20 protein-coding genes are annotated in these 19,205 nt (G+C 67.7%); 11 read left to right on the top strand and 9 right to left on the bottom strand.

The genetic code is table 11. The features are described from left to right. Positions 1 to 9: 9 nt before the first annotated feature. Positions 10 to 849: a signal peptidase I gene (gene lepB / locus G7043_RS09650; RefSeq protein WP_313887777.1), complete on the top strand. Its 840-nt coding sequence runs from the start codon at positions 10 to 12 to the stop codon at positions 847 to 849. An 81-nt stretch (positions 850 to 930) separates the two neighbouring features. Here the strand turns inward: lepB and G7043_RS09645 are convergent, their stop codons facing one another. The 3 genes from G7043_RS09645 to G7043_RS09635 are packed head-to-tail and all read right to left on the bottom strand — an operon-like array spanning position 931 to position 4,093. Continuing rightward, positions 931 to 1,833, bottom strand: coding sequence for a carbohydrate ABC transporter permease (locus tag G7043_RS09645; RefSeq protein WP_313887776.1), 903 nt, complete (start codon positions 1,831 to 1,833; stop codon positions 931 to 933). Beyond that, entirely contained in the window at positions 1,830 to 2,786 is a 957-nt protein-coding gene (locus tag G7043_RS09640) for a carbohydrate ABC transporter permease (RefSeq protein ID WP_313887775.1), read from the bottom strand. The genes G7043_RS09645 and G7043_RS09640 overlap by 4 nt, the downstream gene beginning before the upstream one ends. Continuing rightward, positions 2,783 to 4,093 (bottom strand): ABC transporter substrate-binding protein, encoded by a 1,311-nt coding sequence (locus G7043_RS09635; protein WP_166045235.1) that lies wholly within the window; start codon positions 4,091 to 4,093, stop codon positions 2,783 to 2,785. Before G7043_RS09635 ends, G7043_RS09640 begins: the two co-directional genes overlap by 4 nt. 261 nt (positions 4,094 to 4,354) lie before the next feature. Between G7043_RS09635 and G7043_RS09630 the strand changes: the two genes are divergently transcribed. The 4 genes from G7043_RS09630 to G7043_RS09615 are packed head-to-tail and all read left to right on the top strand — an operon-like array spanning position 4,355 to position 9,763. After that, positions 4,355 to 6,337 (top strand): beta-galactosidase, encoded by a 1,983-nt coding sequence (locus G7043_RS09630; RefSeq protein WP_313887774.1) that lies wholly within the window; start codon positions 4,355 to 4,357, stop codon positions 6,335 to 6,337. Position 6,338: 1 nt separating this feature from the next. Then, complete coding sequence (locus tag G7043_RS09625; protein ID WP_086666230.1) at positions 6,339 to 7,136, top strand: DeoR/GlpR family DNA-binding transcription regulator; 798 nt, start codon at positions 6,339 to 6,341, stop codon at positions 7,134 to 7,136. Further along, positions 7,133 to 8,221 (top strand): galactose-1-phosphate uridylyltransferase, encoded by a 1,089-nt coding sequence (gene galT / locus G7043_RS09620; protein ID WP_166045234.1) that lies wholly within the window; start codon positions 7,133 to 7,135, stop codon positions 8,219 to 8,221. Before G7043_RS09625 ends, galT begins: the two co-directional genes overlap by 4 nt. A 51-nt stretch (positions 8,222 to 8,272) precedes the next feature. Continuing rightward, positions 8,273 to 9,763: a S1C family serine protease gene (locus G7043_RS09615; protein WP_166045233.1), complete on the top strand. Its 1,491-nt coding sequence runs from the start codon at positions 8,273 to 8,275 to the stop codon at positions 9,761 to 9,763. A 146-nt stretch (positions 9,764 to 9,909) separates the two neighbouring features. Here G7043_RS09615 and G7043_RS09610 read toward each other — a convergent pair whose 3' ends face one another. Beyond that, entirely contained in the window at positions 9,910 to 10,692 is a 783-nt protein-coding gene (locus G7043_RS09610) for an RNA-guided endonuclease TnpB family protein (protein WP_313887773.1), read from the bottom strand. After that, positions 10,623 to 11,282 (bottom strand): helix-turn-helix domain-containing protein, encoded by a 660-nt coding sequence (locus G7043_RS48175; protein WP_242642082.1) that lies wholly within the window; start codon positions 11,280 to 11,282, stop codon positions 10,623 to 10,625. Before G7043_RS48175 ends, G7043_RS09610 begins: the two co-directional genes overlap by 70 nt. 148 nt (positions 11,283 to 11,430) lie before the next feature. On the opposite strand from G7043_RS48175, the gene G7043_RS09605 reads away from it, so the two are divergent. Genes G7043_RS09605 through G7043_RS09595 form a run of 3 tightly spaced genes read left to right on the top strand, consistent with a single transcriptional unit; the run spans position 11,431 to position 13,522 of the window. Then, a complete protein-coding gene (locus tag G7043_RS09605) occupies positions 11,431 to 12,114 on the top strand; it encodes a response regulator transcription factor (RefSeq protein ID WP_313887772.1) in 684 nt (227 codons plus the stop codon). Between the two features lie 41 nt (positions 12,115 to 12,155). Next, the gene (locus G7043_RS09600; protein ID WP_166045705.1) at positions 12,156 to 13,016 is read left to right on the top strand and encodes a sensor histidine kinase; all 861 of its coding nucleotides are present in this window, start codon (positions 12,156 to 12,158) and stop codon (positions 13,014 to 13,016) included. 5 nt (positions 13,017 to 13,021) lie between these two features. Beyond that, positions 13,022 to 13,522 carry a MogA/MoaB family molybdenum cofactor biosynthesis protein gene (locus tag G7043_RS09595; protein ID WP_045311897.1) on the top strand — a complete coding sequence of 167 codons (501 nt, stop codon included), beginning with the start codon at positions 13,022 to 13,024 and terminating at the stop codon, positions 13,520 to 13,522. Between the two features lie 724 nt (positions 13,523 to 14,246). Here G7043_RS09595 and mscL read toward each other — a convergent pair. The 4 genes from mscL to G7043_RS09575 form a co-directional block, all read right to left on the bottom strand. Beyond that, positions 14,247 to 14,687, bottom strand: coding sequence for a large-conductance mechanosensitive channel protein MscL (gene mscL / locus G7043_RS09590; RefSeq protein WP_166045232.1), 441 nt, complete (start codon positions 14,685 to 14,687; stop codon positions 14,247 to 14,249). Then, a complete protein-coding gene (locus tag G7043_RS09585) occupies positions 14,687 to 15,241 on the bottom strand; it encodes an SAF domain-containing protein (RefSeq protein ID WP_166045231.1) in 555 nt (184 codons plus the stop codon). The genes mscL and G7043_RS09585 overlap by 1 nt, the downstream gene beginning before the upstream one ends. Before the next feature lie 70 nt (positions 15,242 to 15,311). After that, a complete protein-coding gene (locus tag G7043_RS09580; protein WP_166045230.1) occupies positions 15,312 to 15,614 on the bottom strand; it encodes an FmdB family zinc ribbon protein in 303 nt (100 codons plus the stop codon). 94 nt (positions 15,615 to 15,708) lie between these two features. Then, positions 15,709 to 16,275 (bottom strand): 5-formyltetrahydrofolate cyclo-ligase, encoded by a 567-nt coding sequence (locus G7043_RS09575; protein WP_166045229.1) that lies wholly within the window; start codon positions 16,273 to 16,275, stop codon positions 15,709 to 15,711. Between the two features lie 38 nt (positions 16,276 to 16,313). On the opposite strand from G7043_RS09575, the gene G7043_RS09570 reads away from it, so the two are divergent. Genes G7043_RS09570 through G7043_RS09560 form a run of 3 tightly spaced genes read left to right on the top strand, consistent with a single transcriptional unit; the run spans position 16,314 to position 19,106 of the window. Next, positions 16,314 to 17,198, top strand: coding sequence for a UTP--glucose-1-phosphate uridylyltransferase (locus G7043_RS09570; RefSeq protein ID WP_166045228.1), 885 nt, complete (start codon positions 16,314 to 16,316; stop codon positions 17,196 to 17,198). Between the two features lie 31 nt (positions 17,199 to 17,229). After that, positions 17,230 to 18,453, top strand: coding sequence for a molybdotransferase-like divisome protein Glp (gene glp / locus G7043_RS09565; RefSeq protein ID WP_166045227.1), 1,224 nt, complete (start codon positions 17,230 to 17,232; stop codon positions 18,451 to 18,453). Continuing rightward, positions 18,453 to 19,106 (top strand): GNAT family N-acetyltransferase, encoded by a 654-nt coding sequence (locus G7043_RS09560; RefSeq protein WP_166045226.1) that lies wholly within the window; start codon positions 18,453 to 18,455, stop codon positions 19,104 to 19,106. Before glp ends, G7043_RS09560 begins: the two co-directional genes overlap by 1 nt. Positions 19,107 to 19,205: the final 99 nt, after the last annotated feature.

Genomic DNA, 19,205 nt, shown 5'->3' with positions numbered 1-19,205 from the left:
GTGGGGCGTGTGAGTCATCGCGTGAACGACGATTCTTCGTCGACCTGGGAGACGACGCCTCCCACCGGAGACGGCCCCGCTGAACCGACGACGCGCTTTTCGACGTCCGGTTCGCGGTCATCGTCGGCTTCTTACGGCGAAGACCCGGCGCCGAGGTTCTCCAAGAAGAAGGTGAAGAAGAAGCAGCCGTTCTGGAAAGAGCTGCTGGTCATCTTCAGCGTGGCGCTGCTGCTGACCGTCGTCATCCAGACTTTCATCGCGCGTGTGTTCGTCATCCCGTCGGCCTCGATGGAGACGACGCTGCACGGTTGCACGGGCTGCGTGAACGACAAGGTGCTGGTCGAGAAGATCGGTTACCTGTTCCACGACCCCCAGCCGGGTGACGTCATCGTCTTCCGCGGCCCGCCGAACTGGACCGGTGGCAAGCAGCCTCCGAACTTCATCACCGGCACGCTGCAGGACCTCGGCTCGATGGTGAACCTGTCCGAGCCCAGCGGCACGGACTTCATCAAGCGCGTCATCGCCGTCGGCGGCCAGACCGTCGAGTGCTGCGACGACCAGGGCCGGGTGATGGTCGACGGCCAGCCGCTGGACGAGCCGTACCTGAACTTCGGCGGCGGCCCGCGCCAGCAGGACTCGTTCGAGAAGGTCACCGTCCCCGCGGGCAAGCTGTGGGTGATGGGCGACAACCGCAACAACTCGGCGGACTCGCGCAAGCACGGCGACCCGACGCCTGCCGACGGCGCGATCCCGATCTCCAACGTGGTGGGCAAGGCCCGCGTCATCGTGATCCCGGTCGGGCGGTGGGGTTCGATCTCGGACTACAACCCGCAGACCGGCGGCAAGTAGCCACCCAAACAACCATGGGGGGCACATTCATGGACCTCAGGTCCATGAATGTGCCCCCCATGGTTTGTGCGGGGGTGCGGGTCAGCCCTTGGTGGAGCCCAGCGTCAGGCCGCCCACGAACTGCCGCTGCAGCACGAAGAACACGACCAGCGTGGGCAACGCGACCAGCAGCGATCCCGCCGCGATCAGGTTGTTGTCCGTGAAGAACGTGCCCTTGAGGTTCTGCAACGCCGAGGTGACCGGCATCTTGTCGCCGTCCTGGATCAGCACCAACGCCCACAGGAAGTCGTTGTAGATCCAGGTGAACTCCAGCGTAGCCAGAGCGGCCAGCACCGGCCGGCACAACGGCAGGGTCAGCTGCCAGTACTGCCGGAACACCGACGCGCCGTCCACACGGGCGGCCTCGGTCAGCTCGTACGGGATCGTCTTCATGTAGTTCGACAGCACGAACGTGCAGAAGCCGGACTGGAAGGCGATGTGGATCAGGATCACGCCGAGCTGCGAGTCGATCAGCGAACCGCTCGCACTGATCCACTCGGGGACCTCGATCAGCCGGTACAGCCTCCACAGCGGTGTCACGACCACCTGCTGCGGCAACAGGTTGCCCGCGGTGAAGATCATGAGCAGGGCCAGGTTGAACTTGAAGCTGAACCGGGACACGCCGAACGCCACCATGGAGCTGAGCAGCAGCGTGATGATCAGCGCCGGGATGGTGATCAGGAACGTGTTCCAGTAGAAGTGCGGCAGGTCGCCGATCTCCCACGCCTTCGCGAAGTTCTCGAGCGTGAGCGACTTCGCGATGGAGAAGTAGCCGTTGACCGACGTGTCGTCGTACGTCCGCAGCGAGGCGTAGACCGCCCACAGCAGCGGTGCCAGAGTCATCAGGCACGTCAGGATCAGGAAGGTGTGCAACGCGACCCTGGCGGGGGTCACCGTCCTCTTCTTGACAACCGGCACCGAGGGCCGTTCTAGCGTGGCCGTCACGAGCGGTTCTCCTTGCTGAACGTCTGGTACAGGTACGGGATGATGACGCCGAGCGAGATCGTCAGCAGGATCACCGCGACCGCGGAACCACGGCCGATGCGCGAAGCCTCACCGATGATGTTGTCGGTCACCAGCACCGACAGCAGCTCGAGGCCGTTGCGCCCCTTGTTGATGACGTACACGATGTCGAACGCGCGCAGCGCCTCGATCACCGTCACCACGGCCACCACGATGTTCACCGGCTTCATCACCGGGAAGGTGACGCGGAAGAACGTCTGCGTCGCCGAGGCGCCGTCCAGTGCGGCGGCTTCCTTCAACGACGGGTCGACGCCCTTCAAACCGGCCAAGTACAGCAGCATGATGTAGCCGGTGTGCCGCCACGCGGCCGCGACGAGCACCGCGTAGAGGTTGATGTCCGAGTCGCCGATCCAGTCGACGGGCTTGTCGCTCAGACCCAGCAGCGAGTTCAGCAGGCCGCCGTCCGGCGTGTAGATCAGCTGCCAGATGAAGCCGATCAACGCGAGCGACAGCACCATCGGCATGTACAGCGCGCTTTGGTAGATCCGGCTGAACTTGAGCTCGCGGTCGAGCAGCACGGCCAGCAGCAGGCCCGCGCAGGTCGGCACGATGAGCAGGAAGGCCAGCCAGATCAGGTTGTGCTGCACCGCCGGCCAGAACCGCGGGTACTCGGTGAAGATCTCGACGTAGTTCCCGACGCCGATCCACTCGATGTCCTCGAACCCGCCGATGCCGTTCCATCTGCTGAACGACAACGCGATCGAGCCCAGCGCCGGGATCCACACGAACAGCACGTGCACGATCGTGGGGATGCCGAGCATGAGCCCCAGCACCAGTTTGTCCGTGCCGGCGAGGGCCGTGGCACGCTTTCCACGCCGACGAGGCGGCGGCCCCTGGGGGGCCACCGCCTTCGGCTTCTCCTGCAACGCGGTCACTTGAAGATGTTCTTCGCCTGGTCGGCCATGCCCTTGAGCACGGTGTCGATGTCGTCGGGGTTCTTGACGAACGAGATGAGGCCGTTGGTCGCCGCCTCGCTCGCGAAACCGGGGTCGGTGTCGCGGTCGAGGAACTGCGTGATGTGCTTCGCGTTCTTGATGGTGTCCGCCACCTTCTTCTGCAGCGGGCTGTAGCCGGAGGTGTCCGCCTTCTGGTTGGTCGCGACCGCGGTCGGGTCGGCCTTGAGGTAGGCGAGCTGAGGTTCGGCGCTCGACAGGTACTCGAGCAGCTTGGCCGCACCCTCGGGGTTGGCCGGCTTCTTCGCCATCATGTAGCCGTCGATCGGCGCCTCGACCGTGTCGATGCCGTGCTCCGGGTTGATCTCCGGGAACGGGAAGAAGTCCAGGTCGGCCTTGTCCGCGTCCGGGAACTGCTGCCCCACGAACGCGCCCAGCAGGTACATGCCGGACTTCTTCTGCTGCAGCGTCTGCGCGGCTTCCTGCCACTCGCGGCCGAGCGCGTTCTCCTGGTGGAACGGCAGCAGCCGCTTCCAGGTGTCGAAGACGTCCTTGACCTTCTTGTCCTGCCAGTTCTCCTTGCCGGCCAGCAGGTCGACGTGGAACTGGTAGCCGTTGAGGCGGAAGTTCAGCTGGTCGAACGTGCCCATGAGGGGCCAGCCCTGCTTGCCGGCGGACGCGATCGGGATCAGGCCGTCGGCCTTCATCTTCGTGGCGAGGGCCACCAGCTCGTCGAGCGTCTTCGGGACCGCGTAACCCTTCTCCTGCCAGACGCTCTTGCGGTAGAACATGCCCCACGCGTACTGCGTGAACGGCACGAAGTACTGCTTCTTGTCCGAGCCCGTGGACGCCTGCTTGAGCGCGTCGGAGTAGTTGCCGCCGATCTTGCCCCACAGGTCGCTCAGGTCGCCCGTGAGTCCCTGGTCGGCGAAGAACCGCATGCGGTACCCGGCGAACCAGGCGAGCACGTCGTCCGGCTTGCCCTGCAGGTAGTTGTTGATCTGCTCCTGGTACTGCTCGTGCTGCTTGGTGTTGATCGTGACCGACAGGCCGCCGGAGTTGGCCTCGAAGGCCTTCACCGCCGCCGTGATCGCGTCCTTCGGCACCTGGTCGGACAGGTTGTTGCCGAACGTCACGACCTTGGAACCGCTGTCCGAGCTCGATCCGCCGCTGCCGCAGGCCGCGAGGCCACCGGTCGCGGCGACACCCGCACCCGCCAACATGACCCGCAGCAGCGTCCGCCGGTCCAAACTTGGTGACGGAGAGGAACCGGGTGTGTACCGAACCATCATCGCTCCTACGGGTGACGCTCGGTCTCGCGAACCGAACAGGACTCCAACAAAGTTGCGCACAATGTGGTCCCAGGCACACACCATGTCAAGTCTCGTTACGCAGCTGTTAACCCCCGTGTACGCGGCGTTTAGCCCCGTGCACCGGGTGTTTGGGGGTTATGCCGGGACGGGGCCCGGTCAACCGCCGAACAGAGCTAAACGCAAAGTTGTGTTTGCTTGTGTTGACGTTGGGGGTTGTTGTCGGCCACGCTTGCCGCCGTGACGACATGGCCGACTGGCATGCAGGGGCTCGCGTGGGGTGCTGACTACAACCCCGAACAGTGGCCTGAGCACGTGTGGGCCGAGGACGTCGAGCTCATGCGACGGGCCGGCGTGAACCTGGTCAGCGTGGGGATCTTCAGCTGGGCGAAGATCGAAGTCAGCAAAGGTGAGTACCGGTTCGACTGGCTCGACCGGGTGCTCGACCTGCTGCACGAGGGTGGCATCCGGGTCGACCTCGCGACCGCCACCGCCGCGCCTCCGCCATGGCTGACCGCCCAGTACCCCGAGATGCTGCCCGTCCGCGCGGACGGTGTGCGGCTCTCGCACGGCTCGCGGCAGGCTTACTGCCCGTCATCGCCGATCTACCGTGACCGGGCGACCGCGCTCGCGGCCGAGATGGCCACGCACTACCGCGACCACCCGGCGCTGGCGGCGTGGCACGTCGGCAACGAGTACGGCTGCCACGTCCCGCGCTGCTACTGCGACACGTGCGCCGCGTCGTTCCGTGAGTGGCTGTCTGCCCGTTACACGCTCGACCAGCTCAACGACGCGTGGTCGACCGCGTTCTGGAGCCAGGGCTACACCGACTTCTCGCAGATCCTGCCGCCGCGCGCCACGCCCACGTACTCGAACCCGGGACAGGTGCTCGACTACGACCGGTTCAGCGACGACGCGCTGCTGGAGCAGTACAAGGCCGAGCGCGACGTGCTGCGGATGATCACGCCGGACGTGCCGATCACCACGAACTTCATGGTCACCTGGACGATGGAGGCCCTGGACTACTGGAAGTGGGCCCGCGAGGTCGACTTCGTGTCCAACGACCACTACACCGAGGCCCAGTCGCCCGACCGGCACATCGAGCTCGCGATGTCCGCGGACCTCACCCGAGGCCTCGCGGGTGGCAAGCCGTGGCTGCTGATGGAGCACTCCACGTCGGCGGTGAACTGGCAGCCGCGCAACATCGCCAAGCTGCCCGGCGAGATGCGGCGGAACTCGTTCCAGCACATCGCGCGCGGCGCGGACGGCACGTTGTTCTTCCAGTGGCGGCAGTCGCGCGGTGGTGGCGAGCGCTACCACTCGGCGATGGTTCCGCACGCGGGCGCCGACACCAAGGTGTACCGCGAGGTCTGCCAGGTCGGTGCCGACTACGCGGCGCTGTCCGACGTCATGGGCTCCACTGTGGACGCAACCGTGGCGATCCTGTTCGACTGGCAGTCGGGTTGGGCGCTGCGGCAGGACTCGCACCCGACCACGGACTTCGAGTACCGCAAGCACGTGCTCGGCTACTACAAGGCGTTGTGGCAGGCCGGTGTGACCGTCGACTTCGTGGCGCCGGGCACGAACCTGTCGGCGTACTCGATGGTGGTCGTGCCGGCGTTCTACGCCGTGTCCGACGCGCACGCCGCCGTGATCGCCGACTACGTGGCAGGCGGCGGTCATGTCGTGGTCACGTACTTGTCCGGTGTTGCCGACGAGCACACGCGGGTGCGACTCGGCGGATACCCCGGCGCGTTCCGGGACGTGCTCGGCGTGTGGTCAGAGGAGTTCTACCCGCTGCGGCAAGGCGAAACCATTTCGTTGACAGACGGGTCAACCGCTTCGCTGTGGACGGAGCACCTGCACGTGCGCAGTGCTGAGGTCGTTGTCTCCTATGCCGATGGGCCGTTGCCCGGCGTGCCCGCGGTGACACGCAACGCGTTCGGCAACGGTGTCGCCTGGTACGTGGCGTGCGACCTCGACGAGAGCGGTCTCGGCCGAACGGTGGAAAACGCGCTTTCCGGTGCGGGCGTACCGGTGTCTCGTTCTGAGATTGAGCTTGTCAGGCGCAAGGGCGACGTATCGTGGCTCTTCGCCGTCAACCACTCCGACACCGACGCGCAGATCGAGGCGTCCGGTGTCGACGTGTTGTCCGGCACGCAGGTCTCCGGACGCCTCACCGTGCGAGCCGGGGACGTCGTCGTCCTCAGGGAAGAGGTGTGAGGTGCTGGCACGTCAACGGCAAGCGGTAATCATCGAAGAGGTCCGGCGGACGGGAGCGGTGCGCGTCAGCGACCTCGTCGTCCGGCTCGGTGTCTCGGACATGACCGTGCGCCGCGACTTGGACGTGCTCGCCTCACGTGGCCTGGTGGAAAAGGTTTACGGCGGCGCGACGTCCGTCGTCGGGCGCTCGACCGACGAGCCCGGTTTCGAGGCCAAGTCGGTCCGGCAGCTGCCCGAGAAGGAAGCGATCGCGGCGGCGGCCGCGGGACTCGTGCGTCCGGGGACCGCCATCGGTCTGTCGGCGGGCACGACGACGTGGACGTTGGCGCGCTTCCTCGACGACATCCCGGACCTGACCGTCGTGACGAACTCGATCCGCGTCGCGGACGTGCTGCAGCAGAGCGGGCGCACCGACCGCACGGTCGTGCTGACCGGTGGCGTGCGCACACCGTCCGACGCGTTGGTGGGTCCCGTGGCCGTGCAGGCGTTGCGGTCGCTGCATCTGGACGTGGTGTTCCTGGGCGTGCACGGCATGGCCGAGCGCTCCGGCTTCACCACCCCGAACCTCAACGAGAGCGAGACGGACCGCGCGCTCGTCGACGCCGCCGGCCGCGTCGTCGTGGTCGCGGACCACGAGAAGTGGGGCACCGTCGGCATTTCCACGATCGCGGACCTCGACGAGGCGCACGTCCTGGTGACGGACGAGGGTTTGCCCGACGACGCGAGGGCGATCCTCAGCGAACAGGTCGGCGAGTTGGTGTTGGCTCATGTACCAGGAAGCGGCGAGGAGTTGGCGTGAGGCGTACCGCGGGGAAGCTGGCGGACGGCCGGGAGATCATTTACTTCGACGACAGCGCTGAGGCACCACCGCGAGTCGCGGTGGACTCCCGGGACCTTCCCGAGTCGCAGCCGCTGTCCGAAGTCCGGTTGGACCCGTTGACCCGCGAGTGGGTCGCCATGGCGGCACACCGCCAGACACGGACCTACAAACCGCCGGCGGACCTCTGCCCGCTGTGCCCGTCGACGCCGGGCCGGCCCACCGAGATCCCCGAGGCCGACTACGACGTCGTCGTCTTCGAGAACCGGTTTCCCTCGCTGGCGCAGAACGTTCCCGATGTGCCGTCCACTGTGGATGGTGAGGAGCTGTTCGCGCGCGCGCCGGGGCGTGGACGGTGTGAGGTCGTGTGCTTCACCTCGGACCACAACAAGTCGTTCGGCGAGCTGTCGGTGTCGCGCGTGCGGACCGTCGTGGACGCCTGGGCGGACCGGGTCGCGTTCTTGTCAACGTTGCCAGGCGTGGAACAGGTCTTCCCCTTCGAGAACCGCGGCGAAGAGATCGGCGTGACGCTCTCGCACCCGCACGGTCAGATCTACGCGTACCCGTTCGTGACGCCGCGGACCGAGCGGATGGTGGAAGCCGCACTGGAGTACTACGCGGCACACGGGCGTCCGCTGTTCGGTGACGTGCTGGAAGCCGAACTACGCGCGGGCGCGCGCGTGGTGGAAGAGTCCGCGCACTGGGTGGCCTTCGTGCCCGCCGCCGCGCGCTGGCCCGTCGAGGTCGTGCTGGCGCCGCGTCGCCAGATCGCGGACCTGGCCGGTCTGTCCTCTGTGGAGCGTGACGACTTCGCGTCGTTGTACCTGAACGTGCTGCACCGCCTGGACGCCCTGTACGACCGCCCGCTGCCGTACATCGCCGCCTGGCACCAGGCACCGGTCAACGTCGGCCGTGACGAGATGTGGCTGCACCTGCAGGTCTTCTCGGTGCTCCGGACCAAGGACAAGCTGAAGTACCTCGCGGGCTCCGAGTCCGGCGAGGCCGTGTGGATCAACGACGTGACGCCGGAACAGATCGCGGAACGCCTCCGAGGAACACACAACTAGCTCCCAGGCTGGTTTAAGGGTTCTCTCAGGACGGGCCGAGAGACTATGCCCATGACCGAGAGCAACCAGCCAGCGCAGCAGCCGGAACAGCCCAACTCCGCGCCGCCGATCGCCGGTCAGACCGACTCCGGCGCGCGGGAGCAGGGCCCGCCGCAGCCGGATCCCGGCCAGCCGGATCCTTTGCAGGGGGGATCCGGCCAGGCTGGGGCCTCGGACGTGCCTCACGGTCTCGGCAGCGTGCCTGCCTCCTTCACTTCGGCCCAGCCGCAGGTCCCCTCACCTGACGCGGGCCAGGCGCAGCTCGGCGGGTCCGGACCCGGCCAGCAGCTACCTCCACCAGGGTCCGGCCAACTTCCCCCAGGCCACCCCCTCGGCCTGGGGGCCCCTACCGCCCAGTTCGGCGCGGAGCCCCCGTCGACCGGCCAGTACTACCTCCCGCCCGGCTACCAGCCCCCGCCCGCCGCACCGCAGCCCAAGGGCCGCGGCAAGGTCGTGGCAGGCGTCGCCGCGCTGGTGCTGCTGGTCGGTGGGTTGTCGGGTGGCATCGGCGGCTACCTGGGCTACAACTTCGCCAACGAGTCGTCGTCCGTCAGCTCCCTGGACTCGCCGCGCCCCGCCTCGCAGGCCAGCAACGCCCCCGCGGGCTCGGTCGAGGACGTGGCGAACAAGATGCTGCCGTCCGTCGTCCAGATCCAGGTCACGACGCGGACCGGCGCCGGCGAGGGCTCGGGCTTCATCATCTCCAGCAACGGCCAGATCGTGACGAACAACCACGTCATCGAGGGTGCGGCCGCCGGCGGTGACATCAAGGTCGTCTTCCAGGACGGCAAGACCGCCAGCGCGAAGATCCTCGGCCGCGACCCCAGCTCCGACATCGCCGTCATCCAGGCCGACGGCGTCTCCGGCCTGCCGGTCGTCCAGCTCGGCAACTCCGGCGACCTGAAGATCGGCCAGGGCGTCGTCGCGATCGGCTCGCCGTTCGAACTCTCCGGCACCGTGACCTCGGGCATCGTCAGCTCGGTGAACCGCCCGGTCTCCGCCGGCAGCGACGCCCGCAACTCGCAGGCGACCGTCCTGAACGCCATCCAGACCGACGCCGCCATCAACCCCGGCAACTCCGGCGGCCCCCTGGTGAACATGCAGGGCCAGGTCGTGGGCATCAACTCCGCGATCTACAGCCCGAACCAGCAAGGCGGCCAGGCGGGTTCGGTCGGCATCGGCTTCGCGATCCCGATGGACCAGGCGCGCCGCACGATCGACGAGATCGTGAAGACCGGCAAGCCCAAGCAGACCGTGCTCGGTGTGAAGGTCGAGTCGACCGAGCAGGGCGCCAAGATCACCGAGATCACGCCCGGCGGCGCCGCCGAGAAGGCCGGGCTGAAGGCCGGTGACGTGATCACCAAGTTCGGTGACCGCCGGATCGACGAGTCGGACACGCTCGTGGCCGCGGTCCGGTCCAAGGCTCCTGGCGACAAGGTCACCGTCACGCTGTCCGACAACAGGACGGTGGAAGCCACCCTCGACGGCGTCGAGGTGGGATAGGTCGGGGGAGCGTACGGCTCTGGCATCCGCCGCCCGCCAGAGCCGTACGTCACGACCCGGGAGACTGCCCCCCGCGCACCTGCCCCGCGCGGGGGTCAGTCGTTGCCCTGTGCGCACCTGCCGTTGCCTGGCTCGAATTCACGACTTCAGGCAGTCGTCGCCTTGTGGCGGCGACGTTGGCCTGCGCCGGTTGGCGCGGGTCTTCCCGTGGCGGTACCCGCAGCCCGAGCAAACCGGGTCTTACATGGGTTTCCATCGGGCTTGTTTAACGTCCCGGCGCAACTCGCCGTGGACTGGCCACCCGGTATCTCGTCAACGAGTGCGGCGGGGTTGCGGGCGGCGTTGAGATCGCGGTCGAGCACGCAGCCGCACTCGACACAGCGGAACACACGGACGCGCAGTGGCAGCTTGGCTTTCACCGCACCGCAGTCCGAACAGGTTTTCGAAGACGGGTACCAGCGGCTTGCAATGACAAGCCGGCTGTTTGACCAGGTGGTCTTGTAGTCGATCTGCCGTCGTAGTTCGGCCATCCCAGCCCCGCCGATGTGACGTGCCAAGCGGTGGTTGTGCATCATACCGGAGACGTTGAGGTCTTCCAGCACGATCGTGCCGTACGTGCGGCAAAGACTGGTGCTGAGCTTGTGCAGTCCGTCTCGTCGTGCATTGGCGACCCTGGTGTGTAGCTTCGCTACACGGTTCTGGGTGCTGCGCCATCGGCTTGAGGGGTTCTGCCCAGTGCGTTTGTCAGGGCCGATGCGTCGGGAGGCCTGACGATTTAGACGGCGCAGTGTCTTTTGTACGGCTTCGAGGTGTTTCGGGTTGGGGATGACCTGCCCGGTGGACAGGACCGCCAGCGACTTCACTCCAAGGTCGACACCGACCACCGCGTTGGGTTGTGAAGGTTTTGGGTCGGTCCGGGTGATCTCCACCGAGAACGAGCAGAACCAACGGCCGGATCGGTGGAGACGGTCGCTGATCGAATACGAGCCGTTCCGCGTTCGACGTGTCGGGCGAGCTGGCGCGTGGATTCGTGGGTGCGAACGGTGCCGATGCGTGGAAGCTTCACGTGCCGTCGATCCGAGTCGGCGAGGCCGATCGCTCCCGTGGTGAAGTGGCACGACGGCGTGCTGCGTTTGTTCTTGAACGTCGGGAAGTTCAGCTTGCGACCTCGCCGTTCACCGGTACGTGAGTGTTGCCAGTTCGTCAGCGCGGTAGCGAGATTGGCCAGACCCGACGAGTAAGCCTCCTTGGAGTTCTCGTTCCACCAGGGTGCAGCCACGTCTTTGGCCTGGTTCCAGTCCTTGCGCATGCTGTAGGCCGACCAGCGCAACGCCTTGGTGAGTTGGTCGTCGGGGATGTCATAGGTCTTCTCTGCTGCGCGCTGGTCGAGGTTCGCCTTGATCCGCGCGAGTCCCCAGTTGTAGGCGTAGCGCTGTCCGCCGCAATGCGACCGCAGGTCGGCCTGCTGTTGCGGCGTCGGATCGAGGGCGAACCGATATGCCTGGAGGACTGTGCTCATCGCGGGACAGTGAAGCAAGCGTCCGAACGCAAAAGTTCACCGGTCCGTGCAGTTTTCGGGCTTCCATTCCTTGCCATGATGGAGGGTTTTCTTACGGCCACGTGACGGATCTCAGCCGGGCCGGTGTTCTTGGCTTAGCGTTGGTGACGTGGTGGAACGGGTCTTGGTCGTCGACGACGACACGACGGTGCGCGACGTGGTGCGCCGCTACCTCGAACACGCCGGGTACGAGGTCGAGCTCGCCGGGGACGGGGAGCAGGCGCTGCGGTCGATGGCCGCTCAGGAGCCGGACATCGTGGTCCTCGACCTGATGCTGCCCGGGATCGACGGGCTCGAGGTGTGCCGGCGGATCCGGGAACGCGGCAGCACGCCGGTGGTCATGCTGACGGCGCTGGGCGAGGAGGAGGACCGCATCGCCGGGCTGCAGATCGGGGCCGACGACTACGTCACCAAGCCGTTCAGCCCTCGTGAGCTGGCGTTGCGGGTCTCGTCGGTGTTGCGGCGGGCTTCGCGTGCCTACGAGCCGCGGGTGGTGCGGGACGGCGATCTCGTTCTGGACGTGGCCGCGCACACGGCGACGTTGGACGGCATGCCGTTGCAGCTGACGACCCGCGAGTTCGACCTGCTGGCGTTCTTCATCGCTCATGCCGGCCGGGCTTTCGGCCGGACCGAGCTGCTGGAGCGGGTGTGGGGCTGGCAGTTCGGGGACCAGTCGACCGTGACCGTCCACGTGCGACGGTTGCGGGAGAAGATCGAGAAGGACCCGGCCAAGCCGATGCGGCTCAGCACGGTGTGGGGCGTCGGCTACCGCTACGACAGAAGTTCGCTGTGAACGTCTTCGATCGGCTGAGCCGCGTCTCGCTCACCACCGCGATGACCGTCATGGTGATCGTGCCGGTGGTGGCGACCATCGCCGGAGTGCTCGCGGTCGGCAAGTTCATGTTCACGCCGATGCTCACGGCCGCTTTGGTGGTGTGCGCGGTGGTCGGCGTGATCACGGTGCCGCTGTCGATCATGCTGGGCCGTGCGATCGCGCGGCGCAGTGTGTGGGAGCGGGAGGCCGAGGCGGCGCGGCGGCAGCTGGTCGCGTGGATCAGTCACGACCTGCGGACGCCGTTGGCCGGTATTCGGGCGATGACCGAGGCGTTGGAGGACGGGGTCGTCTCCGAGCCGGGCGAGGTCGCCGTGTACGCGAAGCAGATCGCTCTGGAAGCCGATCACCTGTCGAAGCTCGTGGACGACCTCTTCCAGCTCTCGCGGATCACCGCCGGCGCGTTGAAGCTGACGATGCACGACGTGCGACTGGCGGACGTCGTGAGCGACGTGGTCGCCGGGTCCCGTCCGGTCGCTGCTCTGAAGGGCGTGGAGTTGCGCGCCGACGCTCGCGAATGGCCGGTCGTACGGGGCTCAGATCCGGAACTGATGCGTGTTGTGCGCAACCTTGTGTCCAACGCCATTCGGCACACACCGGAGGGTGGCGCGGTGGCCGTCCAGGTCGATGTGGACGGACCCGACGCGGTGGTGCGGGTGGACGACGCGTGCGGCGGCATACCCGATGACGTGCTGCCACAGGTTTTCGACGTGGGCTTCCGCGGTTCGTCCGCGCGCAATCCCTCCGGTGCCGGACTGGGACTTTCGATCGCTCGGGGCCTGGTCGACGCGCACCACGGGAGGATCAGCGTCCAGAACCACGGTCCTGGCTGCCGCTTCGAAGTCCGACTCCCGCTACGGTGATCGGTATGGAACGCAGCGCGCAGCGCCTTGGCCGCGCTTTGGTCGTGATCGTGGACGACCGGGTGGCGCACGGCGAGCAGGACGACAACTCCGGCCCTCTCGTCACCGAACTGCTCGAAGAAGCGGGCTTCATCGTCGACGGCACCGTCGCGGTCGAGGGTGAGGTGGTCGACATCCGGGCCGCGCTCAACACGGCCGTCATCGGTGGCGTCGACCTCGTGGTCACCGTGGGCGGCACAGGCGTGTCACCGCGCGACGTCACCCCCGACGCAACGCAGGGCGTGCTCGACCGCCCGATCCACGGCATCGCCGAGGCACTCCGTGCCTCCGGTCTTGCCGCGGGCGCGGTGGACGCGGGCATCTCGCGCGGTCTCGTCGGCGTCTCCGGCAGCACCTTGGTCGTCAACCTCGCCGGGTCGCGCTCCGCGGTCCGCGACGGCATGGCGACGCTGTCGGCATTGGTGCCCTACGTGATCGAGCAGCTGAGCGGTCTTGACGAAGAGTGATTCGCAGTCTCAGCCGGCCGACGACGACGCGGTGAAGCGTCGCCGTCGGTTGGCTGAGGTGTTCGGGGACGTGCTGCCGGAGACCACGTCGGATGAGCGTGGGTCGGCTTCTGGTGACGGTTCTGGGGACCGTGAGGCTTGGTATCGGGAGAATCGGCCGCCGCATCACGGTGGCTGAGCTGTTGCCTGCTGGGTGAGTTGGCCGAGTGGGTCGGCTTGCGGGGCTGGTCGCGTTCCGAACGGGTGGTCGCCTTGCGAGGGCTGGTCACGTTCCAGCGGAGGGGTCGCCCTGCGGGCGGACAGTCACCTGGCGAAGGTGGTTGCGCGGGCCTTACCGAGGGCGTGGGAGTGCATCGCCGCTTCGCGACGATTGCGATTGGGGCTTGGCCTCGAGCCTCTGGCGGGACGCTGAATCGGCCTCAAAAGCCGGGGATCAAAGCGCCCCGGCCGAGCCCACGAGGGAAGCATCCCGCCCCTTCAAGGTAAAGCCCCAATCGCGACGCGTGGGCGCCCAACCGCTACGCAGCCGATTGGTGCCCGCCGGGACATGCGCTCTTGCCAACCCCTCCGCGCCTCGCCCAGCGCGGCACCACACTGGGTGCACCCAGCGCGGCATGCGCTGTTCGGCTTGCCGTGTCGGCCGGTTCGTCGGGTAGCACCGCGCGGCGTGTGCGTCTCGGCGTCGCCACGCGGTGCTGTTGTCTCAGCTTGTCCGGCGTGAGCGTCAGATCTTCGGGCCGCGCACGTCGGTGGTGGTGGTCAGCGTCGGCTGCTGGTTCTGCTGGGCCGCGAGCAGGTCGCGGATCTCGATCAGCAACTCGACGTCCGTGGGCTCGGCCGGGCCCGCTTCCTCGCCCCGCTTGCGGCGCTCCTGGATCTTCTTGATCGGCAGCACCAGCACGAAGTACACGACCGCCGCGACGATCACGAAGTTGATCGCCGCATTGATGATGTTGCTGAAGTCGAGGTACGTGTCCTCCTTGTTCTCTCGGAGGTAGAAGCCCAAACCCTTCGTCTCGGCGCCGCCGAGCGAAGCGATGAGCGGCTTGATGAGGCTCGTGGTGAACGCGGTGACGATCGCGGTGAACGCCGTGCCGATGACCACGGCCACGGCCAGGTCGACGACGTTTCCGCGCATCAGGAAGTCCTTGAAACCCTTCAGCATCAGCGGAGGGTAACGGCTAACGCATGATCCAGTGACATCGCGGCCACACGGTTGGCATTAAGTCTCGGCAACGTGAGGACTACGACTTGTCCTCGTGTCTCACGCACGGATGCGTTCTCCGCGAGCACTTCCGCCGATGGCGACACCACGTCGACGCGGTCGCCCATCCGCACCACGTCGGCCAGGCCCTGGTCAGCCACTCGCACGGCCACCGAGACCTGATCCCCCGAGGTGGCGGCAAGATCGAAGTCCGTCAGCGGGGCGCCCTCCCGCGCCGCGTCGCGCAGGGTTCGGCCCACCACGGCGTCGACTCCCGGGAACGAACCGGAGATCGGCGTGGTCAGCGACACCAGGCGGACGTCCGCGGACGACAGCGGCACTCCGGCCGGCAGGTCGCGGGAGGCGACGACCGCGGGATGGCCCACGTCGGGCCAGAAGCTCGTCGACACGGCTAGCAGCGCCAGCCCCAGGGCCAGAAACCTGCGCCACGCAATGGAAGGGCGGCGGCGGGTCAGGCAGCGGAGGCGGTCGAGGAAGGTGGTGGAAAGAGTCATGCCCCGACGGTAGGGCCGTCGGGGCACGTCAAAGGGGGCTCAGCCGCAAGTTGTGGACAACTCGCGATCTTCAGCTGGCGGCGGCCGCCGGTGCGCTGCTCGCGGGCTTCGAGTCCGAGGACGACTTCTTGTCCGAGGACTTCGTCTCCGAGGTGGTGGAGGACGTCGTCGTGGACGACGTGCTCTTGGACGAGCCCGAGCGGCTGTCCGTGCGGTAGAAACCGCTGCCCTTGAACACGACACCGACGGCGCCGAAGAGCTTGCGCAGCTTGCCCGAGCACTCCGGGCACTCGGTGAGGGAGGCGTCGCTGAACGACTGCACAGCCTCGAACCGGTGCTCACACGCGGTGCAGGCGTACTGGTACGTAGGCACTGGGTTCGCTCCTAGATCTGGCACTCGGGCGTTGTGAGTGCCAACACGATTTTCGCTCAGGACCTTCCCGGAGCGCAAACACACCCGGTCAAAGTCACAGCCACCGCAGGCCCACCGAGGGGGTCAGCACGCCGTTCATCCGCACGTCGTGAGGCTCCGCGGGCACGTCGGCGAGCACCTCCGAGTCGCGCACGACAGCCACCAGCGGGGCTTTGACCAGCGGCAACGACCGGTCGTAGTGCCCCTGGCCCTTCCCCAGCCGCACCCCGGACACCGACACCGCCAGCGCGGGCACCAGCACCAGCGAGGCTCCAGCGATCGCCGAGGCGCCGAGCCGGGGACCGGAGGGTTCGAGCAACCGGAACGCGGCGGGGACGAGCCCGTCCGGTCCGGTGTGGACCGCCCAGTCGAGCGGCGAGTCGCCCGTCACGATCGGCAGCAGCACCCGGCAGCGCAGGCCGTCGAGCCACGTCGCGTCACCGGGCTCCGATCCGACCGGCAGAAACGCGCACACGGTGTCATCAGCGCCGACGTCCAAAGCAGCCACGTGCGCCGCCAGCGCCGCCGCCTCCACAGCACGGATTTCGGGCGACACGGCCCGCCGCGCGGCCATCAACCGTGAACGCAACGTGGCCTTACGGTCACGAAGATCGGACGTCATGCTGGGTAACCCCCGGTATGTCGTTAGCATCGCAGCCCATGAGCAGCGCCTTCCACACCGCTATCGTGCCCGCGGCCGGTTTGGGCACCCGTTTCCTCCCCACGACCAAAGCCGTGCCGAAGGAACTGCTGCCGCTGGTCGACACCCCCGCCATCGAGTACGTGGCCAGGGAAGCGGCCGAAGCCGGCGCGAAGAAGCTGGTCATCGTCACCTCGCCGGACAAGGCGTCGGTCGCCGAGTACTTCGACGCGAACCCCGAGCTCGAGCAGACGCTGGCCGCGCGCGGCAAGGCCGACCTGGTCGAGAAGATCCGGCGCGCGCCCCAGTTGATCAAGGCAGAGACCGCGATCCAGGAGCAGGCGCTCGGCCTCGGGCACGCGGTCGGCTGCGCCGAGGGCAACCTGACCGGCGACGACGAGGCCGTCGCGGTGCTGCTGCCCGACGACATCATCCTGCCCACCGACGCGCTCAAGAAGATGGCGAAGGTCCGCGAGGAGAAGGGCGGCAGCGTCCTGCTGGCGTTCGACATCCCGCGCGAGCAGATCTCCGCGTACGGCGTGTTCGACGTCCGCGACACCGGCAGCGACGACGTCAAGCAGGTCGTCGGCATGGTCGAGAAGCCCAAGCCGCAGGACGCGCCGTCGACGTTCGCCGCCGCCGGCCGGTACCTGCTCGACCGCGCCATCTTCGACGCTCTCAAGCGCATCACCCCTGGTGCGGGCGGTGAACTGCAGCTCACCGACGCCATCGCGCTGCTGATCGCGGAGGGTCACCCCGTGCACGTCGTCGTGCACCGCGGCGGGCGACACGATCTCGGCAATCCCGCAGGATTCCTGCGCGCTGCGGTTGACTTCGCACTCAAGACCCCGGAGTACGGACCCGATCTGCGCGAGTGGTTGCGGGAACGCCTCGACAACTCCTGACTGAATCCCTTCTGGGCGCGAGGACCATCACATGAGGTCAGTTGACGAGCAACTCGCTCGGGTGATCGCGGCCGCGGTGCGGCCCGCGCCCGTGCGGGTGGCGATCTCGGAGTCGCAGGGCCTGCTCTGCGCCGAGGAGGTCGTCGCGGAACGCGCGTTGCCCGGCTTCGACCAGGCCGCGGTGGACGGCTACGCGGTGCGCAGCGTCGACGTGTCCGGCGCGAACGCGAGCCCCGTCCAGCTCCCGGTCGTGGGCGAGATTCCGGCCGGGTCCCGGCAGCCGCGCCGGCTCCAGCCCGGCCAGGCGGTGCGGGTCGCGACCGGAGCGCCGTTGCCCACGCTGGCCGACGCCGTCGTGCCGCTCGGCTACACCGACGGCCACCACGCCAAGGTCACGGTGAACCGCAGCGTGCCGTCCGCCGGGTTCGTCCGCCGCACCGGCGAGGACGTGCAGACGGGCGACGTCGCGGTGCGCCGCGGTGCGTCCATCGGCGCTGCTCAGGTCGGTTTGCTGGCCGCTGTCGGGCGCAACAAGGTGCTCGTCCACCCGCGTCCGCGGGTGTCGGTGATCTCGCTCGGCGAGGAGCTCGTCGACGTCGACCGCACGCCCGGTCAAGGCCAGGTCTACGACGTGAACTCGTACGCGCTGGCCGCCGCCGCACGGGACGCGGGGGCGGAAGTCAGCCGGGTCGGCATCATGTCCGCCGACCCGCGCCGGCTGCGCGAGGTCGTCGAGGGCCGGCTGCTGCTCTCCGAGATCGTCATCGTCGCCGGTGGCGTGGGCGGCGCGATCGGTGACGAGGTCAAGGCCGCGCTGGCCGACCTCGGCGACGTGGACGTCACCCGCATCGCCATGCACCCCGGCTCGGCACAGGGCTTCGGGCGGCTCGGCCCGGACGCCGTGCCGACGTTCCTGCTGCCCGCGAACCCGATGAGTGCGCTCGTCGTGTTCGAGGTGCTGGTCAGGCCGCTGATCAGGGCCGCGCTCGGCAAGAAGAACCCGTACCGCCGCGCCGTGTCGGCCCGGCTGCTCTCGCCGCTGTCGTCGACGAAGGGCCGCCGCGGCTTTCTGCGCGGCCAGCTGCTGCGCGACGCGGACAACGGCGAGTACCTGGTGCAGCCGCTCGGCACGTCCGGGTCGCACCTGCTCGCGTCACTGGCGGAGGCCAACTGCCTGATCATGGTCGACGAGGACGTCACCGAGGTCTCGGTCGGTGAAGAGGTGCTCGTCAGCTTCCTCGCCCAGAGGGGTTGATGAGCGCCTTCTCGGACATGGGACGTCACCCCGGCTGGCCCGTCCGGCTGGGGCCCGTCGAGGTGCGCGCCGGAACGGTGACCCTGCGCGGACCCCGGCTGTTCGACGGCGGCAAGTGGTCCCGGTTGCGCATCCGCGACCGCGACTACCTGGAGCGATGGGAACCCACCGCGCAGGAGGGCTGGGACGAGCGCAACGCGACGCTCTCCTGGCCCGCGCAGTGGTCGTCGCTGCGCGCCATGGCCCGGCGCGGCACCACGCTGCCGTTCATGATCCTGGTCGACGGCGAGATCGCCGGTCAGATCACCGTCGGCAACATCGTGCGCGGCTCCCTGCTGTCCGCCTGGATCGGCTACTGGGTGGCCGCTGATCGGGCGGGCGGAGGCGTCGCAACGGCGGCCGTCGCGTTGCTCACCGACCACGCTTTCCGCGACGCTGGTCTGCACCGGCTCGAAGCGACCGTGCGACCGGAGAACGGCGCCTCGATCCGCGTGCTCACGAAATCCGGCTACCGCGAAGAAGGCCTCTTCAAGCGTTATCTGGATGTTGCCGGACAGTGGCGCGACCACCTCTGCTTCGCGCTCACGACCGAAGAGGTCCCTGATGGCCTAGTGCACCGTTTGGTCGCACGCGGAGAGGCCCGTCTTCCCTGACGTTCGCGTCCGTTCGCTCTAATCACTTCACCCAAAAGTGGGTGATACACCACACTTTGGTACGCACCGCGCTCGGCGAGCCTCCGACACAGGTGTGAC

The sequence above is a fragment of the Lentzea alba genome (assembly GCF_011067745.1).
Classification (GTDB): domain Bacteria; phylum Actinomycetota; class Actinomycetes; order Mycobacteriales; family Pseudonocardiaceae; genus Lentzea; species Lentzea alba.
This window is presented reverse-complemented; position numbering and strand designations above follow the sequence as displayed.